Consider the following 16610-nt stretch of genomic DNA (forward strand, 5'->3'; position numbering starts at 1 on the left):
TGCTGCCTGGCTACTTCACGGCCAGCGTGCCGCGGTCTTCGGTCCGCTGAGTGCGAGCGAGTTCGCCGAGCCGCCGAACCCCCTTGTCGATTCGCTCGCTCCAGGTGCTGCCGGCGCTCAGGCGCAGGCAATTCCGGAATCGACGGCTCGCAGAGAAGACGTCCCCTGGCGCGAAGCAGATGCCATGCTCGAGCGCTTCGTCGAACAGAGCCCGGGAGTCGAACCCTTTGGGCAGCTCGACCCACAGCGCAAATCCACCCGCGGGCCGGCTGACGCGCGTCCCGGCCGGGAAGCTCGCCTCGATGGTGCGGGTCAGGCGCAGCAGGTTCTCTTCGAGCAGGCGGCGCAGCCGGCGCATGTGCGCATCGTAGGCGCCGCTGGCCAGGTAGTCTGCAAGCGCGACCTGAGGAAGGACGGGGCTGCAAAGGCTGAAGGCCAGTTTGCGATCCATCACTTGTTGCGCAAAGGCGCCCGGCGCAATCCAGCCAATGCGGTATCCGGGTGCGAGGCTTTTCGAGAACGAGCTGCAGTAGATCGTGTTGGCACCGCCGTCGAGCGCGATGAACGGCCTGGGCCGTTCGCGCATGAAGTGGATGTCGCCGTAGACGTCGTCCTCGATCAGGGGCACGGCATGCCGCGCGAGCAGCGCGAGCAGTTCGCGCTTCTGTGCTTCGGGCATCAACGAGCCCAACGGATTGCTGAAGCTCGACGACAGCATGCAGGCCGCCACGGGTTCCGTGTCGAGCAGCCGGGCGAGTGCGTCGACATGGACGCCGCGGGTCGGATCGGTGGGAAGCTCCAGGGCCTTGAGGTCGAGCATCTCCAACGTGTGGAGAAGCCCGAAGTAGGTGGGCGATTCGACCGCGATCGTGTCGCCGGGCTTGGCGACGGAGCTCAGCGCGAGGGTCACGGCTTCCGTGCAACCGCTCGTGATGACCACGTCGTCCGGCGACAACGCATGCCCGATGCGCATCGCCCGCCTCGCGATTTCACGGCGCAGCCGCAGCTCACCGCGCGGCGCGCCGTAGACGTTGTAGTGCGCGCCGTGCTGACGTGCGGCACGCGCCAGCGCCAGGTCGAGTCGATGGGACCGCAGCAACGCCGCGTCCGGCACGGCGCAGCCGAGCGGCACGAGCGCCGAGTTGGACGCGTGCTCCAGCAAGGCTGCGACGGCGCCGCTGATGGACACGGTCGACGCCTTCGAACGCAGGCGCGAGGTGGACGGCAGCGCGAGCGTTCCACCCTGCGTGGCAGCGACGTAGAAGCCTGACTGTGGCCGCGCGACCAGAATGCCGCGGTCTTCCAGCAGGCGATAGCCCTGCAGCACCGTCGAGATGCTGATGCCGTACTGCGCGCCGATGGCACGCACCGACGGCAGGCGCACGCCGGGCGCCAGCGTGCCGTTGTCGATCATGCGGACGATGAGGTCCGCGAGCTGTTCGTAACGGTGAGTCGTGGTGTCTGCATCCATGGTGCGCTCGTGGCCGGACCGGGCACGATTGTCGGCGATGTGCCTTTGGGAAGCACGCAAATTGTGCTGATCGAATCCGAGGCAAATTGTGGCTGTTCTGGTCGCCTGCCAATCACTAGGATGCGCATTCCAACATCCGTGCAAGGTTGAACGAATGACTGCGCTTGAAGAGAAGGTCGAGTGGCGAGGCAGGTTCCCCCGCAACGAGATCATTTCCCTGCTCGACGTGAACCGACCCTTCAACCTGGCGGAGAGCACATCGCAGGACCTGACGGTCGGAGACGTGCTGGACCTGGCCGGGCTCCAGACCCTGCGCGGCTTGAAGCTCGGCTACGGCCGGTCCGCGGGCGCAGTCGAGCTTCGCGAGGAGATTGCCAAGGCCTGCAAGGTTTCTGCCGAGCAAGTCGTCACGACGCAGGGCACAGCGCTGGGACTCTTCCTGCTGGCCTTCGAGGTCTGCCGCCCCGGCGACGAGGCGGTCCTCGTGACACCGTGCTTTCCGCCGAGCCGCGACTGTCTTCTCGGCGCAGGTGTCGCCGTCTGCGAGATCAGGCTGACCTTCGAGAACCACTACCAGCTGGACCTTGACGAACTCGCCGCCAGCCTGTCGCCGAAGACCAGGCTGGTCAGCCTCGCTTCGCCGCAGAACCCCAGCGGGGTCCGGACGCCGCGTGCCATCGTCGGGAAGCTCCTCGCATTGCTGGAAAGCAAGGCACCGCAGGCCATCCTCTTCATCGACGAGACCTATCGCGAGGCCACCTACGGCAACGAAGCCGCGCCCGACAGTTTCGCCGGACTGCACCCGCGCATCGTCACGGGCGCCTCCGTGTCCAAGGCGCTGGGCGCGCCCGGCTTGCGCACGGGCTGGCTCACCGTCGCAGACGCGGACCTCCGATCGCGCCTGGTCGTCGCCAAGATGAACACCGTGATCTCCGGCTCGGTGCTCGACGAGGCGCTGGCCGCTGCACTGCTGCGCCATCGCGAGAGCGTGCTCGCGCCGCGTCGTCGACTGCTCGCCGAAGCGCTCATGGAGTTGGCGGCCTGGTGCGACGTCGAGCGCCGGCGCATCGAATGGATTCGCCCGGATGGCGGCGCCTTGTGCTGCCTGCGCCTGCGCGACGACAAGTTCGACACCGCCGCCGTCTCGCGGTTCTGGGACCTGCTGCCCCGGCACGAACTGCAACTGGCGTCCGGCGAGTGGTTCGGCGAGAGCGATCGCATCTTCCGGCTGGGCTTCGGGTACCTGCCGCCTGGGCGCCTGGGCCTCGCGCTGTCCGCCCTTTCGACGGTGCTGGACGCCGCCATCGCAAAGTGACACCCGACATTCAAGGAGAAGCCATGCAGATCAAACGCTACGACACCAGCAAGCGCATGAGTCAGGCCGTCGTCTACGGCGGGTTCGCTTTCCTGGCGGGGCAGGTCGCGGACGACACGAGCCAGGACGTGAAGGGCCAGGCCGCGCAGATCCTCGCCAAGATCGACGCGCTGCTGGCCAAGCTCGGGGCCGACAAGACCCGAATCCTGTCGGCCAGCATCTGGCTCGCGCGCCACGCCTCGTACGACGATGTGAACGAAGTCTGGGACGCCTGGGTTCCCGAAGGCCAAGCGCCCGCCCGCGCATGCGTCGAATCGAAGCTGGCATTCCCGCAGTACAGCGTCGAGATCGGCGTGATCGCGGCGGTGTAGCCGACATGCCGAAACGATCTCACCGCTACGCCGTGGTCGACGTCTTCAGCGCGCGACCGCTGGCAGGCAATCCGGTGGCCGTCGTGTTCGATGCCGATGGCCTGGACGCCGAGGCCATGCAGGCCATCGCGCGCTGGACCCATCTCTCCGAGACGACCTTCGTCCTGCCACCAACGACGCCCGCGGCGGACTATCGCCTGCGGATCTTCACACCGCGCAGCGAATTGCCCTTTGCCGGGCATCCGACGCTGGGCAGTGCGCATGCCGTGCTGGAAGCGGGACGGGCCACGCCGCGCGAAGGCGGGCGATTGGTTCAGCAGTGCGACATCGGCCTTGTCGACGTGACGATCGATAACAACGAAGCCGATGGCCGCGAGCTCAGCTTTGCCCTGCCGTCCGCGCGCATCGAGCCGCTGTCGGCCGCCGACATCGCGGAACTCGCGCTCATCCTGGGATGCAAGCTGCACCACGAGGTCGCGCCGGCCATCGTGAACGTGGGTGCGATCTGGGTCGTCCTGCCGATGACCGATGCCGCTGCCGTGCTGGATCTGCAGCCCGACTTCGCGAGACTGGCGGCATTCGAGCGCCGTCTTGGCGTCACGGGCCTCACCGTATTCGGCCGATACCCGCAAGGGGACGTGGCCATCGAAGTCCGCGCCTTCGCGCCGTCGTGCGGGGTCGAGGAAGATCCCGTCTGCGGAAGCGGCAATGCCAGCGTGGCGGCCTTCCAGTGGGAGCGCGGCATGCTGCCGGCGGACGGCGTGGCCTACGTGGCCGCTCAGGGGCGCTGTGTCGGGCGGGATGGGCGTGTGAAGGTGCGCGTCGGCGTGGACGGCCAGGTCCGCGTGGGTGGGTCGTGCATCACCTGTGTGGATGGCGTGCTTGGGCTGCAGGACCAGGAGCAAGCGAAATGAAACGTGGCCCGCTATGGTTGACCGCCAAAGGTCTCGAGCTCCTCCGCGAACGCCACCCATGAAAGACGACGCTGCGTCCAGATTTGCCGCTGCGGTGTGCTCAATTCATGTCGCTGCTTCAGCGTGCCGATGCGCAACGAGTACGCCTGCGGGTTCTCCGCAGCGCAGGCATAAAGAGAACTGCCACAGACCTCGCAGAATGCAAGAACCCGCTTTGCTCCGCTGGCTGCAGTCTTGATGTAGGTTCGAGGCGTGCCCTTCACCAGCCGGAAGCCGCTCGCAGGCGCGGGAATGTTGGCCCGAAATGCGGAGCCCGATTGGGTCTGGCAGTCAGTGCAATGGCAGATCGTGATGGTGCCGGGCTGCACTTCTGCTTCGTATGCAATTGCGCCGCAATGGCATTGGCCTTCGACTTTCAAGTACGACTCCTGCGCAGGAACACATGCGTGGCGCGCTCGCCGGCCACCTGCCGTTCGCAGCTGTAGCCCAGCGCCGGCAGGTCCAGGCCTGCGAACAGCGCTTCGCCCTTCCCCAGCAGCACCGGCCGCACGGCCAGGTGCAGTTCGTCGATCAGCCCGGCCTTCAGATATTCGCGCACGGTGGCCACGCCGCCGCCCAGGCGCACGTCGCGCGCACCCGCGGCGGCCTGCGCCAGTGCCAGTGCCTCGTGGATGCCGCCGGTGACGAAGTGGAAGCTGGTACCGCCCTGCATCGTCAGTGGCGCGCGGGCATGGTGGGTCAGCACGAAGACCGGCACGTGGTACGGGGGCTCGTCGCCCCACCAGCCTTTCCAGCGCTCGTCGGGCCAGGGACCGCGCACCGGCCCGAACATGTTGCGCCCGAGGATCCAGGCACCCATCTCGGCGAAGCCTTGTTCGGCGATCTCGTTGTCGATGCCGGTCTCGCCGTTGGCCTCGCCCGTCTTGTGCATCTGCTGCCAGACGCGCGTGGGAAAGAACCAATCCATGAGTTCGGGACCGCGAACGCCCAGCGGGTGCTCCAGGCTCTGGTTCGGCCCGGCGGCGAAGCCGTCGAGCGAAACGCCGAAACTGCGCACCAGCAAGCGGGTCATGGGATCGACTCCTGTAAAGAAGGGGATGCCACACTTTAGCGCGGGCGGCACCCCTCGGCGCTCGTCGCGCCGATGGCCCGGTGCCCCGCACTGCTTTCACGGTCGGCGGATACTCTTCGCGGACTCCCCACTGACGAGCCAAGCATGCCATTCCCGAAGTTCGGACTCATCCCTTGGTTGCTCCTCGGTGCAGCGCCCGTGCTTGCGCAGATCAACGCCGGAACGCTGCCCCCCACCCCATCGCCTCCGTTCAAGCTCACGAAGGTCGCGCAGTTCGATCTGCCATGGCGCATCGCCTTCCTGCCGGACGGACGCATGCTGATCACCGAGAAGATCGGCAAGCTCTTCCTCGCCACCCCGTCCGGGCAGAAGCTCGAAGTCACCGGCGTGCCGCCGGTGCAGTACCAAGATCAGAACGGCCTGCTCGGCGTCTACCTGGCCCCGTCCTATCCGAGCGATGGGGCCAGCGCCCAACTTGCGCTTGTCGTGGTCCCGTGACCGCCGTTCCCACCTCCCTTGCTGTGGAAGTCACGCTTGACGCTTTTCGATCCAGTGAATTCTCTCGCCATAAAGGCACTCACGCGCCGTTACCAAATGGACAGCGACATGAGCCGGTGTCTTACATGAGCCCGCAATCGACCATAGGACAAAGGACTTATTCGATGTGAATTTCTCCCATTCTCCAAGCGAGACTCATGAACAAATCTGTCACACAGCCGTCAAGAAGCCCGAAGGCAAGAGGTCGTCGTCCCATGTCCGGTACTCGCTATGTCAGAAGCGCCTCTCGCGTCCTGCCCGGTACCGAAGCCCAGCAGAAGCGAGATGCGTGGATGGGCGCGATTCGGGTGCGCAGGGCGGTGCAGGCCCGCATCGTCCAGGCCTTCCGCCGGCAGCTTGACGGCGCGGGCCCCGGGCCCTTGGACGAAGACCTGCTGATGTTCGCAAAGCTGGCCGTTGCCGAGCAGCGGCTCATGCGTCGCGCCGGCTGACGGACGCCATCCCCACTCTCGCGAGGACAAGCCATGACGACAACTGCCATCTTCAACGCGCGCCCGTCGGATGCGGTCGCTTTCGGAACCGTGATCGACCTTGCGTTACTGCGCACGGGTGTGATCCAGGCAGAAGTTTGCGAAGCCTGCAGCACCATCAATCTCGGCGCTCCGCGCTTTTGCAAGGGCTGCCATCACAAGCTGCCGGCGTACTACGCGGCCGATCTGGAGGACTCGCAGGCTACGCAGCCTAACCTGTGGCATCGCTGGGCGCAGGCCTGGGACCTCGTGGCGTTCTGGCTTGTGATCAATTCGCTGGCGGGCGCGAGGGCCCTCATTTCTCGCGTCACGGCCCAGTAGGGTCCTGCTATGCCAAACCTTGCCAGCCAAGCCAAGAGGAAGTCCGGCGAGCCCGATTGGAGCGATTGGAAACCACCCGGGCCGGCCATCCAGCCACACCAGATGACGAGGGTTTGCGATGCCTGCCGGACGCTCAATCGGGACACGGCGAAATACTGCCGGGGCTGCGCAAAAAAGCTCGCGACGATGGGAAATCTGCGTGCGGTCGGCCCGGGTTGGACCGACCCCGGCGAAGGGGCCGCGCAGACCACGGCGCTGGATTCGCCCCCTTTCGCGCGCAAGCGGCGCGAAGGCGCCGATACCTCGCTCGTGTGGCTCCTGCTGGTGCCAGCGCTACTCGTAGCGTTCGTGCTCTGGTACCTGGGGCGGTCGGCCACGGAAGGATCGTCGCTGACGCCACCCGGCGCGGACATTCGGTCATCGGCATCGCCCTGGCCGGCAGCCGGCACCGCGACTGGCGCACCAGCCAACCCGCGCTCTGTCTCGACACAACCTGCGGCATCGCCACCGCCAGAGGCCGAAGTCGCCCGAGCGCCGAAACCACCGCGCGCCCACGAGGAAGCAGTGGACTCGCGGACCTCTCCGTCACCCGGGCATGGCACCTCCGGAGGCGCCCTGGTGATCATCCCGACCGAGCCGGTGCCGGCAGAGGCATCCGCGACGCCCTCGGCCATCGATGACCCCGCGCCATCGCAGGGACTCGCGTCCCCACCCCCACCGACTTTTCCTCGACAGGTCGCCACGGTGAGAGTGCAACCGCCGGCGAAGATGCCTGCAGTGACACGGTCCGTCACAGCGGCGGAAGTCCGGCAGGCTCCGGTTGAGGCGCGTACGTTTGCACCGCTGCAGCGGAACGAGCCGCCGAGCATCGCGTCTGTACCTACCCCAGCGCCGGTACCGCCGACCGCGGTCGAATCGCGAGCCAGTCCGATGCTTGCGCAACCGATCCAGACCGTCTCGCCGCACTCCACAGTTCCTTCGAGCGAATGCGACCGCTACAACCCCTACGGCGAAACGCCGTGCGCGGCACGTGCCGTCAACCTGGTTGCACAGCCATCGCGGCCGGCGCCGCGGAGCACCCAAAACCCTTTGGCGTGGGGGGGCCCGGACGTGAGCAAGAACGACCGATGGGTCTTCGCGGCGGGCGGCGGAGGTAGCGGGACTGGCGCCAGCGGGGGCGCGGGAGCTGGTGCCGGTGCGGCTGGCTCCGGCGCGGCTGGCTCCGGCGCGGCTGGCTCCGGTGCGGCTGGCTCCGGTGCGGCTGGCTCCGGTGCGGCTGGTGCCGGTGCGGGCGGTGCCGCAGGTGCAGGTGCAGGCGGTGCAGGCGCTGGAGCCGGAGCGGGTGCTGGAGGCGCTGGAGCCGGTGCTGGAGCCGGTGCTGGTGCTGGTGCTGGTGCTGGTGCTGGTGCTGGTGCCGGTGCTGGTGCCGGTGCCGGTGCTGCTGGAGGCGGCGGAGCCGGTGCTGCTGGAGGCGGCGGAGCCGGTGCTGGTGCTGGAGGCGGTGCTGGTGCTGGAGGCGGTGGAGGCGGTGCTGGTGCTGGCGGTGGAGGCGGTGCTGGCGCTGGGGGTGGCCCAGGGGCGGCGGGGGTCGGTAGTCAAAATCAGCACGCATCCACTCGAACTCATCCGTTACGTGACTACCGGCTCGGTGGCCGGTTCAGACCTCACACGATGTTCGCCTGGATGAAGGGCTGCAAGGCAGCTTCGCGCTGCGCTGAGCTCTCATGGAGTTTGGCATGGGCCCACTCTCGCAAGCTGGTCTGTACGAAGCGCTCGGCCTTGCCATTGGACCTGGGCGGTATAGGGCCGGGTTCGCACATGCCGGATGCCAAGTTCGTCGCAGGCGGCCTGGAAGATCTTCTTGTAGCCCGCGCCGTTGTCGGTCATCACGCAATCGATGCGCATGCCCAGACCGACGATGTCGTTGTTCAGGGGAATGCAGAAGAGGTCCCCGGTCGAAAAGCACCACCCTGGGATGCATGCGCGTGATGGCCACGCGCTGCTGCTGGCCACGCCTCGGATTGCTCAGGTTCCTGCCCTTGCACCACCACCAAACTCCTGGCGACGCGACGCATCTTGCTCAACTCGGTAGGTCATGGTGTCGTCGCTCCTTCAATGTCGGCTCCTGGCAGGGTCCGGCCCGTCGCAGTATCGGAGTCGACGGCCGCTTCCGTTGCACAACTACCGCTCGTCGCCACCTCTTAACGACCACAACGGAGCGCCAAGCTTCCTCTGATCTACAAAGGGATGGTGGCAAACGAAATCTCGCGATCAGCGCCCCGCCCGCCTGGCGCTGCTGGCGTTGAACAGCGACAGATTCTTCAAGCCGCGTTCGATCTGGCTGATGCAAGTCACATGCAACTCACCGAGTTCTACCGACTGTGATCTACCGCGACATGGTTTGCCAATATAGATTCATCGTCTATGGATTCATCGACCAAGTCTTTGGAAACTTGGCCGGATGCGCAAATCAACAGCAAAGCCCGTGCAAGCCCCTGGCAAGGTGGCAGCTTCGAGGCTCCGGGCCTCCACCGGGCCGAGCATGAGACGCCGCTGCGCGACCTGTTGGTACGCCTGCCGCAACTGCGAGTGGATGGCCGAGGCCGGTTGGATCTGCGGACCTCTTCGCCCATCCTGGTCCGCGAAGTCGCAGAACGCGCCGAGCGCGCCGCGCAAGCCATCAGCTGTCGGAGTTGGGGGAGATGGGTGCGACGCTGTTGGTGTGGGCGGCGGCTTGTCGGTGGGTGCATCAGGGGCCGTAGCGATTCACGGGCCCGGCGCCCTCACCCCAGCTCTCTCCCAGGGGGAGAGAGAGCGCAAGTCCGGGGACGGGAGCCAGTCAGGGGGACGGAGCGAGAAGCTGGGTCACATCCTCATCATCCGGATGCAACCACAGCGCCACCGCCGTGTAGTTGTCATGCCCCGGCTTCGCACGCGCCTTGATCTGCGCATCGATCTGCTCGACCCATTGGCTCGGATTGCGCGAAGCCTGCAGCGTCTCGCGCAGGCACTCGTCGCCGAGCGGTTCCCAGACGCCGTCGCTGCACAGGAGCACCACGTCGCCGACCTCGAGCGCCATCGGCGCGGCAACGCTGATCTCCGGCATTTCGTCCACCGAGCCCAGCGCCGACAGCAGCATGTTGCGCTGCGGATGCAGGCGCGCGCCTTCCTCGTCGATCATTCCGCCGTCGACCAGTTGCTGCACCAGGCTGTGGTCGACGGTGCGTGAGACCAGCGCGCCGGCGCGAAACAGGTAGGCCCGGCTGTCGCCGCTGTGGGCCCACGCAAGCAGATGGTCGTGCAGATCGATCGCGGCCAGCACCACGGTCGAGCGCATCGCGGCCAACTTGCCGCCTTCGGCCTGTCGTGCCACCACGTCGCGATTGGCTTGCTCCAGCAACAGCCGCAGCCCCTCACCACCAAGCCCCGGCCCTGCCGCGAAGCCGCCGAGCACGCTGCCGCGCACCGTCGCCGCGGCCACGTCGCCGCCGCCGTGGCCGCCCGCGCCGTCGGCCACCAGGCAGGCGACAAAGCGGCCGTCGTTCCACTGGCCGAACACGTCTTCGTTGTAGGGCCGCCCGCCCTGCTTGGTCAAGGTGACGATCTCGATTTCCACGGCGCCTCCTCCTTCTTTCTTTCTTGCTTTCCTTCTTGCGCTTGCTTCGATTCAGCCGCCGGACTTCAGCCGCGCCATCTGCGCCTCGTAGGCCTCGATGAAGGCCTTGCCGAACAGCGCATGGAAATCGTCCTCGGCCTCGCTCGCGATGCCGGCGTAGAGCGCGATGAACTGGTCCCACAGCTTGGCCTTGCGGTTGGCGGCGAACAGGCTGTCGAGCGCGGACTTGGCGGCGATCTTCTTTTCGAGCTCGTCGGGCCCGAAGCGCTCGATGACGTGCGCGAGCGCCGCGCGCATGCCGACCATCACGCCGAACTGATGGGCGCGCAGGTCGTCGAAGGCATCGCGCATCGCGGCCTCGGCCGGCATGAAGCCGCGCACGCCGGGGCCGAGCAGATGCGCAAGCGCGACCTCGACCGTGGGCGAGAACTTGAGCGGGTTGTTGGCCTGCGCCGCGATCATGGTGACCTCGGCCCGCACTTCGCGCTTGAACTCCTGGCGCGTGAGCAGCAGCTGCAAGGTGCCCTCGGTGGCCGAACGCAGCAGCACGCCGATGCGCTCCATCATCCCGGGCGTGAGTACCTCCGGCATCTGGTGCGTGCTGCCGAGCCCGCGCAGGAACGCAGCCAGCAACGCATCGGACGCCGCGCCTGATGAAGCGGCGGAAGCGGTTGCGGAGATCGGCGCGAACGCGGGTGCCCGCGCGGCGATCGGCGCAGGCGGCGGCACGGGCGATGGCACGGGCGCAGGGATCGGCGTCGCCGCGATCGGCAATCCGGTCATGTCGTCGAACTTCAATGCACCACCCGGCGGCGGTGCGAGATCGTCCAGCAGGGACGACGCGGCAGGCGGCGCCATCGCTGCGGGCGGCACGTAGCCGAACTGCCCGATCGGCAGATGGTCGCTGCGCGGCGCCTTGGCCACAGGCGCCGGATCCTGAAAGGCCGCGAGCGGATCGAGCCCACCGGCCGTGTTCGGCTGCCGCAGCGGGTCCGCGAGCGGCGAGAGCGCCAGCGGATCGCCGCCCAGGCCGCCCGGCCCGGCGCTGCCGCCGAACAGCGCATCGATGCCCGCGGCCCGGCCGGCCGGCGGCGCGCCGAGGTCCGAGAAATCGTCGAGCGCGCCCAGGCCTGCCGCAGGCTTCGCGGCGCCGGACGGCGCAGGTGCGAGCAGATCGGCGAAGGGATCATCGGCCGCCCCGGCAGCCGCGCCGGCTGCGAACGGATCGGGCAACGAAGCCGACACGGCGGCGCCGGCCGGCGGCGCGCCGCGCGCGGGCACGGGCGCAGGCGGTGTCGCGGGTCCGAGCCCCGCAAGCAAGTCGGCGAACGGATCGACGTCGCTCGACGCAGCAGGCGCGGCCGCGAAGGCATCGAGCGGATCGGCCGCGGCCCGCACCGCTTGCACCGAGAGCTCGAAACTGCCGATGGTCAGCCGGTCGCCATCGGCCAGCGCGGCTTCGCGGCCGGCGCCGAGCAGCTGGCCGTTGTGCCCCATCGGGTTGCTGCCGCGATCGACGACGAAGAACTGCGTGCCGCGGCACAGCACCTGCGCATGCACACGCGAGACCGTGCGGTCCGGGTCGTCGAGCACCAGCGTGTTGCTGTCGCCGCGGCCGATGGTGCCGCCGTCCGGTCCGAACTGCGCGCTGCGCGGCGCCGCCACCGGCGCGCCGCGCAGGCTGACCACGGCCAACTTGATCACGATGCGTGCTCCCCGTTCATGGCGCGAGCATCAGGATCTTGACCTGGCTCGGCACCAGCCGGCAGCCCGGCGCATTGGTGCTGTTCTGCAGCGACACGCTGGTCATGCGCGTGGCCGGCATGCCCTTGAGCAGCACGGTGAAGGCGCCGGTGAGATGGCGGCTCGGCCCCATCACCATGCCCGACGCGACGCCGGTCGCGACGCCCGCGTTGTCGCCATTGGTCATCGGGATGGTGGTGCCCATGTTGTGCGCCGGCGCACCCATGAAGAGGATGGTCGGCACATTGGGCACGGCCGTCGGGCCCATCGCGATGTTGGGATAAGGGATCGGCACCGGGCCCACGGGACTGGGCGTGAGGCAGACGTCGGGGAACGCGAGGTCGGTTCCCATCAATTGGCAATTCGCGAACATGAAGCCGCCCCTTCCTATCCGAGATGTATTTGATCGCCGTCGGCCTTGACGAGCTTGGTCGCATTGGCCACCAGATTCTCCGCCTGAAGCTGCATCGTCTGGTCCGCACGGTAGTCGATCTGGCTGGCGCGCACCTGGTCGATGCCGTCGACCGTGCGCTGGCTCCAGCGCGAGAACTGGATCACGCGTTCGGCAAAGGATTCGATCAGCTCGCCGATGAGCTTGATGCGGCCGAAGGACCAGGTCGCCTCGCGCCCGACACCGGTGAGCTTGCCGACGCAGAGCGCGGCCGCATCCGCCTGCACCGTGAGCTGCTGCCGGCCGACGAGGTGCAGCGCATCGGCGCGCAGCGTCAGCGCACCTTCGGCGACTTCGAGCGTGCCGTGCGCGGGCAGCCGCACGCGCGCCTCGGAGGCCGGATCGCCGCGCTCGAGGATCGCGGTCACGTAGAGCCCCTGTTCGAGATCGCCGGCGAACCATACGCGGTCGCCGGCCTGCGGCGCCAGCAGGCAGCTCGCCGCCTGCCTGGCGACCTGCTCGCCTTGTGCCGTGCGCAGCGTGCACAGGCCACTGTGGTCGATCGCCGTCACGGTGCCGACGCCGTGCAGGGGCATCGCGCAAAGCTGCATCAGGGGCTCGTCTCGTGTGCTCATTCAATGCTCCATCGTCATCCGGGCGTCATCCGGGCAAAGGCACCGGCCGCCATTGCTCGGCGGCCAGCAATTCGGGTTCGCTTTCCAGCGCACGCGGCCGGTCGGTGTACTGCGCGCCCGGGTCCGTCACGGCATGCAGCTTGGCGCGGAACATCTGCGCGCCGCGCAGGTCGGCCTGGCTCAGGTCGGCATGCGAGAAGTCCGCATAGGTCAGGTCGCAGCCGCTGAGCACCGCGCCCGGCAGCACCGCGTTCGCCCAGTTGCTCTGGTAGAGATCGGCCGAACGGAAACTCGCCTTCGACGCGCGCGCGCCGGCGAAGATCGCCTGCCTGAGCACCGCGTGGTCGAAGCAGGCACCCGACACATCCGCCTCCATGAAGATCGCGTTCGGCGCATGCGCCTTCTCGAAGCGCGCCTCGGCCAGCTGCGCGCCCTGGAAATTGGCCTGCGCGATGCGCGCCTGCGAGAAGTCGCAGCCGCGCAGGTCGGCGCCGATGAACTGGGTGTTGACGAAGCTGTGGTGCGCCAGCTTCTTGCCGGCCAGGTTGGACTTGAGCAGCACCACGTTGGAGAACGCGGTGCCCTCGAACTTGCAGTGGCGCAGGTCGCATTCGAGCAGCACCGAGCGCTCCAGCGTGGCGGCAGAGAAATCGATCATCGCGGTCGTGCAGCTGGCCATCGTGACCTTTTCCAATGCAGCATCCTTGAACAGCAGCTTGTCGACCGTGCACTGCGAGAAGGTCACGAAATCGAGCGTGCTGCCCGTCAGCGCCAGGCCCGCGATCGCGCACTGGAAGAAGGAGGCATTGTTCAGCTGAGCGCCCACCATCACGACGCGCTCGAAACGGGTCTCGAAGAAGGTGGTGCCGAAGGCGCGGCAGTCGCCGAGGTCGGTGCGCACGAAGTTGCAGCGCACCAGCTGGCTGGCCGACAGGTCGGCGCCGGCCATGCGGGTGCCCTGGAAGGTGCAGCCGTCGAACAGCGTCGCCGACAGGTCGGCGCCTTCGAAGTCCATGCCCGACAGGTCCTGCCCCATCACCGGCTCGGCGTTCTGCACATGGCGCAAGACCTCGGCGCGGTTCATGACGGGCTCGTGGCGCCGGCCGGCGGCCGGTGGCGCGGATAGGTGCGCATGCGGGTGATCAGCGCATCGTCGAAACGCTCGCCGCCGCCGAGGCGCACGCGCGCGAAATCGCTCTGGAACAGATTGGCCCGCCGGTAGTCGGTGGCTTCGAGCCTTGCATGCTGGAAGACGGCTTCCTGCAGGTTCGCTGCGCTCAGTTGCGCCTGCTTCAATTCGGCGCGCACGAAGCGCGCCTGGCGCAAGTCGGCCTGGCGAAAGTCCGCTCGGGCCAGATCGCATTCGCTGAAGTCCGCGCCCTGCAGTTGCGCCTGCATGAAGCGCGAGCCCGCGAGCGCCGCGCCGCGAAAGCTGATGTTCGGCAAGTGCGCGCCGTCGAAGTCGGTGCCCGTCAGCATGCAGTGCTGCGCGAAGCAGCCCGACGCGATGCGCAAGCCGCGAAAGGACGCGCGCTCGGCACGCACGCTGACGAAGGCGCACTTGGCGAATTGCGCCTGCGAGAAATCGGCGCCGCCCAATTCGCATTCGACAAAGCTGCATTGCGCGAAGCGCGCGCCGGCAAAGCTGCAGCCGCGCAGGTCGCGGCGAAAGAACACCAGCATCGCCTCGCACGTGGCCTCGCCGAAATCGAGCGCCACCATCACGGCCTCGTCGAAGCGCACGCCGTCGAGCTTCGCGCCGCGCAGGCGCACCTCGTGCAGGCGCGCCTTCTGGAACCCCGTGCCCACCAGACTGGCACCGCCGAAGTCGCATTTCTCGATGCGCGCGGCGCCCAGGTTGGCACGGTCGAAGCGTGCGCCCTGGCATTGCGTGGACAGCAGCGTCGCATGCGCGAGCACGGCGTCGCAGAGGTTGGCGCCGGCCAGCAGCGTGCCCGTGAGGTTCGCGCTTTCGAGCAGCGCGCCCTGGAAATCGGCGCCCTGCAGGTCGAGGCCCGAGAGGTTCGCACCGGTCAGGTCCCAGCCCGCGAAGCTGCCCTTGTGCGCATGGTGGGCGCTCACGCGCGCGCGCAATGCGGTCGAGGCCTTGCCGGCCACGCCGTCGGCCGCGTGCTGGTAGTGGGCCATCGCGCGATAGGCCTGCAACTGCTTCTTGTCGCCGTCGTGCCACTGCGCGATCAGCTTCTCGTCGGCCAGCATGTCTTCGAGTTCGCGCACGTCGCCCTTGTGGGCCTTGCCGAGTTCGACGAACCTCCTGAAGTCCTCGACCAGCGCCGCGGCGAAGGGCTTGGGCGGCCCGCGTGTTTCGAGCCCGGCCATCTCGCGCTCGATCACGCCGAAGTCCTTGTTCTGTTCCGCGAAGACTTTCTTCACGTCCGCGAGCATCGCGGCCTTGTCCTTCTCGGCCTGGGCGTTGAGTTCGATGCGTTGGGTTTCCATCTGCGCGCGCAGGCGGATCAGGTCGTCGAGCGTCTTCACCTCGGGCTGCGGCGGTCCCTTCACCGCGGGCGCATGGCCGGCATCGGGGTCGAGCCCGTAGGACGCGACTTCCGCGCGGGCCGCCACGCGCTCGGCTTCGGCGCGGCGCTGGCCGCGGACCAGCGCGCGGTTCTCGATCGGCGTCAGGTCGAACAGCGGCACGACGAGATCGGCCGGCATCAGGTCGTCCTCGCGCAGGGATTCGAGCGCACCGTTCTCCTTGTCGAGCCGCTTGTCGCGCACATGGAGGTAATGCGCGGCAGGACGCGGCGCATCGAGGTCCTCGATGCCGGCCAGCACATGGACCACGTCGGCGCCGTCGTCCTCGGCGATCTCGTGCATGCCCTGGAAGATCAGGATCGCGCGCTCCGCGTCCGGAAAGCACCACAGCGTGTTGAACCGCATGCGGACTTCCCTGAACTTCTCCTCGCCCGCGCGCCGCTGCGTGACGAACACGCGCGTGCGCAAGCCAGGCAGCCGCCCCTGCAACAGCGGCTGCGTGGGATGCAGGTTGTGGAAGGCATAGGCTTCGTCGCCCTTGAAGGGCTCGGCCTGCTGCTGGTCCTCGGGCGCGCTGTTGAAGGTGGTCCAGTCGGCATCCGAGGCCACGGCCGGAAACTCTTCGGTCATCCAGCGCTGGTCGTAGGTGCCGCGCTTGGCTGCGCGCTGCGGCCACATGCCGTCGAGCGGGCCGAAGCCGGCCGGCATGCCAACGGCCTCGCGCGAGTTCAGCGCGAAACGCGGATCCTCGATGCGCGGCAGCAGGCGGATGCGGTGCCCATCGAGTTCGTGGTCTTCCATGCCCATGCCGAGCGGGTTCTCCGGCAGCGCCGGCCCGCCCCACGCATGCGACCAGCCGAGCGGCAGACTGGCGAAGGCTTGCGCGGGCGAGATCGCATTGCCGTCCCAGTAGCGCTCGCCGTGCACGATCAATTGCTTGCGCAGCGCGCCCACCTGCGCGGCCACGGCACAGGCCGTGCGGTCCTTGCCATGGGTGTAGGCCGAACCCGAGATCAGGTATTCGCTGCGCACGCGCGGCATGCCTTCTTCCAGCGGCCACTGCGCCTCGGCGCGCGTGGCCCAGAAGGTCCACAGGTCCTTTTCGGTCCACAGCTTGCGCGCCTCGCCCATGGCCACCATCAACAGCGCCGACACGCCCAGCGAGGTGCGGCCGCGGAACTCGAAGCAGCGCGTCACCAGCGAGACGGGAAAGGCCTTGATGACTTTCACGCGT

16 protein-coding genes and 1 pseudogene are annotated in these 16610 nt (G+C 67.9%); 7 read left to right on the top strand and 10 right to left on the bottom strand.

All coding sequences use genetic code 11. The features are described from left to right. Positions 1-10 precede the first annotated feature (10 nt). Positions 11-1471 carry an aminotransferase-like domain-containing protein gene (locus tag E5P2_RS24970; protein ID WP_162569785.1) on the bottom strand — a complete coding sequence of 487 codons (1461 nt, stop codon included), beginning with the start codon at positions 1469-1471 and terminating at the stop codon, positions 11-13. 154 nt (positions 1472-1625) lie between these two features. Between E5P2_RS24970 and E5P2_RS24975 the strand changes: the two genes are divergently transcribed. The 3 genes from E5P2_RS24975 to E5P2_RS24985 are packed head-to-tail and all read left to right on the top strand — an operon-like array spanning position 1626 to position 4071. Further along, positions 1626-2786, top strand: a complete 1161-nt coding sequence (locus tag E5P2_RS24975; protein ID WP_162569786.1) for a pyridoxal phosphate-dependent aminotransferase — start codon at positions 1626-1628, stop codon at positions 2784-2786. Positions 2787-2809: 23 nt separating this feature from the next. Further along, the gene (locus E5P2_RS24980; RefSeq protein ID WP_162569787.1) at positions 2810-3157 is read left to right on the top strand and encodes a RidA family protein; all 348 of its coding nucleotides are present in this window, start codon (positions 2810-2812) and stop codon (positions 3155-3157) included. 5 nt (positions 3158-3162) lie between these two features. Beyond that, the gene (locus tag E5P2_RS24985; protein ID WP_162569788.1) at positions 3163-4071 is read left to right on the top strand and encodes a PhzF family phenazine biosynthesis protein; all 909 of its coding nucleotides are present in this window, start codon (positions 3163-3165) and stop codon (positions 4069-4071) included. An 11-nt stretch (positions 4072-4082) separates the two neighbouring features. Here the strand turns inward: E5P2_RS24985 and E5P2_RS24990 are convergent, their stop codons facing one another. Continuing rightward, on the bottom strand, positions 4083-4490 hold the full coding sequence (locus tag E5P2_RS24990) for a GFA family protein (protein ID WP_162569789.1): 408 nt from the start codon (positions 4488-4490) through the stop codon (positions 4083-4085). After that, positions 4487-5143, bottom strand: a complete 657-nt coding sequence (locus E5P2_RS24995; protein WP_162569790.1) for a dihydrofolate reductase family protein — start codon at positions 5141-5143, stop codon at positions 4487-4489. Before E5P2_RS24995 ends, E5P2_RS24990 begins: the two co-directional genes overlap by 4 nt. 144 nt (positions 5144-5287) lie before the next feature. Between E5P2_RS24995 and E5P2_RS25000 the strand changes: the two genes are divergently transcribed. From E5P2_RS25000 to E5P2_RS25015, 4 genes are all read left to right on the top strand, one after another. Beyond that, on the top strand, positions 5288-5641 hold the full coding sequence (locus E5P2_RS25000; protein WP_232080840.1) for a PQQ-dependent sugar dehydrogenase: 354 nt from the start codon (positions 5288-5290) through the stop codon (positions 5639-5641). A 254-nt stretch (positions 5642-5895) separates the two neighbouring features. Beyond that, positions 5896-6132 carry a hypothetical protein gene (locus tag E5P2_RS25005; protein WP_162569791.1) on the top strand — a complete coding sequence of 79 codons (237 nt, stop codon included), beginning with the start codon at positions 5896-5898 and terminating at the stop codon, positions 6130-6132. A gap of 33 nt (positions 6133-6165) precedes the next feature. Next, positions 6166-6492: a hypothetical protein gene (locus E5P2_RS25010; protein WP_162569792.1), complete on the top strand. Its 327-nt coding sequence runs from the start codon at positions 6166-6168 to the stop codon at positions 6490-6492. A gap of 1189 nt (positions 6493-7681) precedes the next feature. Further along, positions 7682-8179, top strand: a complete 498-nt coding sequence (locus E5P2_RS25015) for a hypothetical protein (protein WP_162569793.1) — start codon at positions 7682-7684, stop codon at positions 8177-8179. Here the strand turns inward: E5P2_RS25015 and E5P2_RS25020 are convergent. From E5P2_RS25020 to E5P2_RS25050, 7 genes and pseudogenes are all read right to left on the bottom strand, one after another. After that, a pseudogene (locus tag E5P2_RS25020) lies at positions 8175-8400 on the bottom strand (integrase core domain-containing protein); the annotation flags it as partial. The gene E5P2_RS25015 and the pseudogene E5P2_RS25020 overlap by 5 nt on opposite strands. A gap of 931 nt (positions 8401-9331) precedes the next feature. Continuing rightward, entirely contained in the window at positions 9332-10108 is a 777-nt protein-coding gene (locus E5P2_RS25025; RefSeq protein ID WP_162569794.1) for a PP2C family protein-serine/threonine phosphatase, read from the bottom strand. A gap of 51 nt (positions 10109-10159) precedes the next feature. Then, complete coding sequence (tagH, locus tag E5P2_RS25030; RefSeq protein WP_162569795.1) at positions 10160-11812, bottom strand: type VI secretion system-associated FHA domain protein TagH; 1653 nt, start codon at positions 11810-11812, stop codon at positions 10160-10162. 16 nt (positions 11813-11828) lie between these two features. Continuing rightward, a complete protein-coding gene (locus E5P2_RS25035; RefSeq protein ID WP_162569796.1) occupies positions 11829-12224 on the bottom strand; it encodes a DUF4150 domain-containing protein in 396 nt (131 codons plus the stop codon). Positions 12225-12238: 14 nt separating this feature from the next. Next, entirely contained in the window at positions 12239-12877 is a 639-nt protein-coding gene (locus tag E5P2_RS25040; RefSeq protein WP_162569797.1) for a DUF3540 domain-containing protein, read from the bottom strand. A gap of 25 nt (positions 12878-12902) precedes the next feature. After that, the gene (locus E5P2_RS25045; protein WP_162569798.1) at positions 12903-13961 is read right to left on the bottom strand and encodes a pentapeptide repeat-containing protein; all 1059 of its coding nucleotides are present in this window, start codon (positions 13959-13961) and stop codon (positions 12903-12905) included. Then, on the bottom strand, positions 13958-16606 hold the full coding sequence (locus E5P2_RS25050) for a DUF2169 family type VI secretion system accessory protein (RefSeq protein ID WP_162569799.1): 2649 nt from the start codon (positions 16604-16606) through the stop codon (positions 13958-13960). The genes E5P2_RS25045 and E5P2_RS25050 overlap by 4 nt, the downstream gene beginning before the upstream one ends. Positions 16607-16610 lie beyond the last annotated feature (4 nt).

It is taken from the genome of Variovorax sp. SRS16 (assembly GCF_901827165.1).
GTDB lineage: Bacteria > Pseudomonadota > Gammaproteobacteria > Burkholderiales > Burkholderiaceae_C > Variovorax.

Excerpts from the sequence above, each read along its gene's own strand:
- E5P2_RS24970 (WP_162569785.1), bottom strand. The coding sequence starts at position 1,471 with ATGGATGCAGACACCACGACTCACCGTTACGAACAGCTCGCGGACCTC.
- E5P2_RS24975 (WP_162569786.1), top strand. The coding sequence starts at position 1,626 with ATGACTGCGCTTGAAGAGAAGGTCGAGTGGCGAGGCAGGTTCCCCCGC.
- E5P2_RS24980 (WP_162569787.1), top strand. The coding sequence starts at position 2,810 with ATGCAGATCAAACGCTACGACACCAGCAAGCGCATGAGTCAGGCCGTC.
- E5P2_RS24985 (WP_162569788.1), top strand. The coding sequence starts at position 3,163 with ATGCCGAAACGATCTCACCGCTACGCCGTGGTCGACGTCTTCAGCGCG.
- E5P2_RS24995 (WP_162569790.1), bottom strand. The coding sequence starts at position 5,143 with ATGACCCGCTTGCTGGTGCGCAGTTTCGGCGTTTCGCTCGACGGCTTC.
- E5P2_RS25000 (WP_232080840.1), top strand. The coding sequence starts at position 5,288 with ATGCCATTCCCGAAGTTCGGACTCATCCCTTGGTTGCTCCTCGGTGCA.
- E5P2_RS25005 (WP_162569791.1), top strand. The coding sequence starts at position 5,896 with ATGTCCGGTACTCGCTATGTCAGAAGCGCCTCTCGCGTCCTGCCCGGT.
- E5P2_RS25010 (WP_162569792.1), top strand. The coding sequence starts at position 6,166 with ATGACGACAACTGCCATCTTCAACGCGCGCCCGTCGGATGCGGTCGCT.
- E5P2_RS25035 (WP_162569796.1), bottom strand. The coding sequence starts at position 12,224 with ATGTTCGCGAATTGCCAATTGATGGGAACCGACCTCGCGTTCCCCGAC.
- E5P2_RS25040 (WP_162569797.1), bottom strand. The coding sequence starts at position 12,877 with ATGAGCACACGAGACGAGCCCCTGATGCAGCTTTGCGCGATGCCCCTG.
- E5P2_RS25045 (WP_162569798.1), bottom strand. The coding sequence starts at position 13,961 with ATGAACCGCGCCGAGGTCTTGCGCCATGTGCAGAACGCCGAGCCGGTG.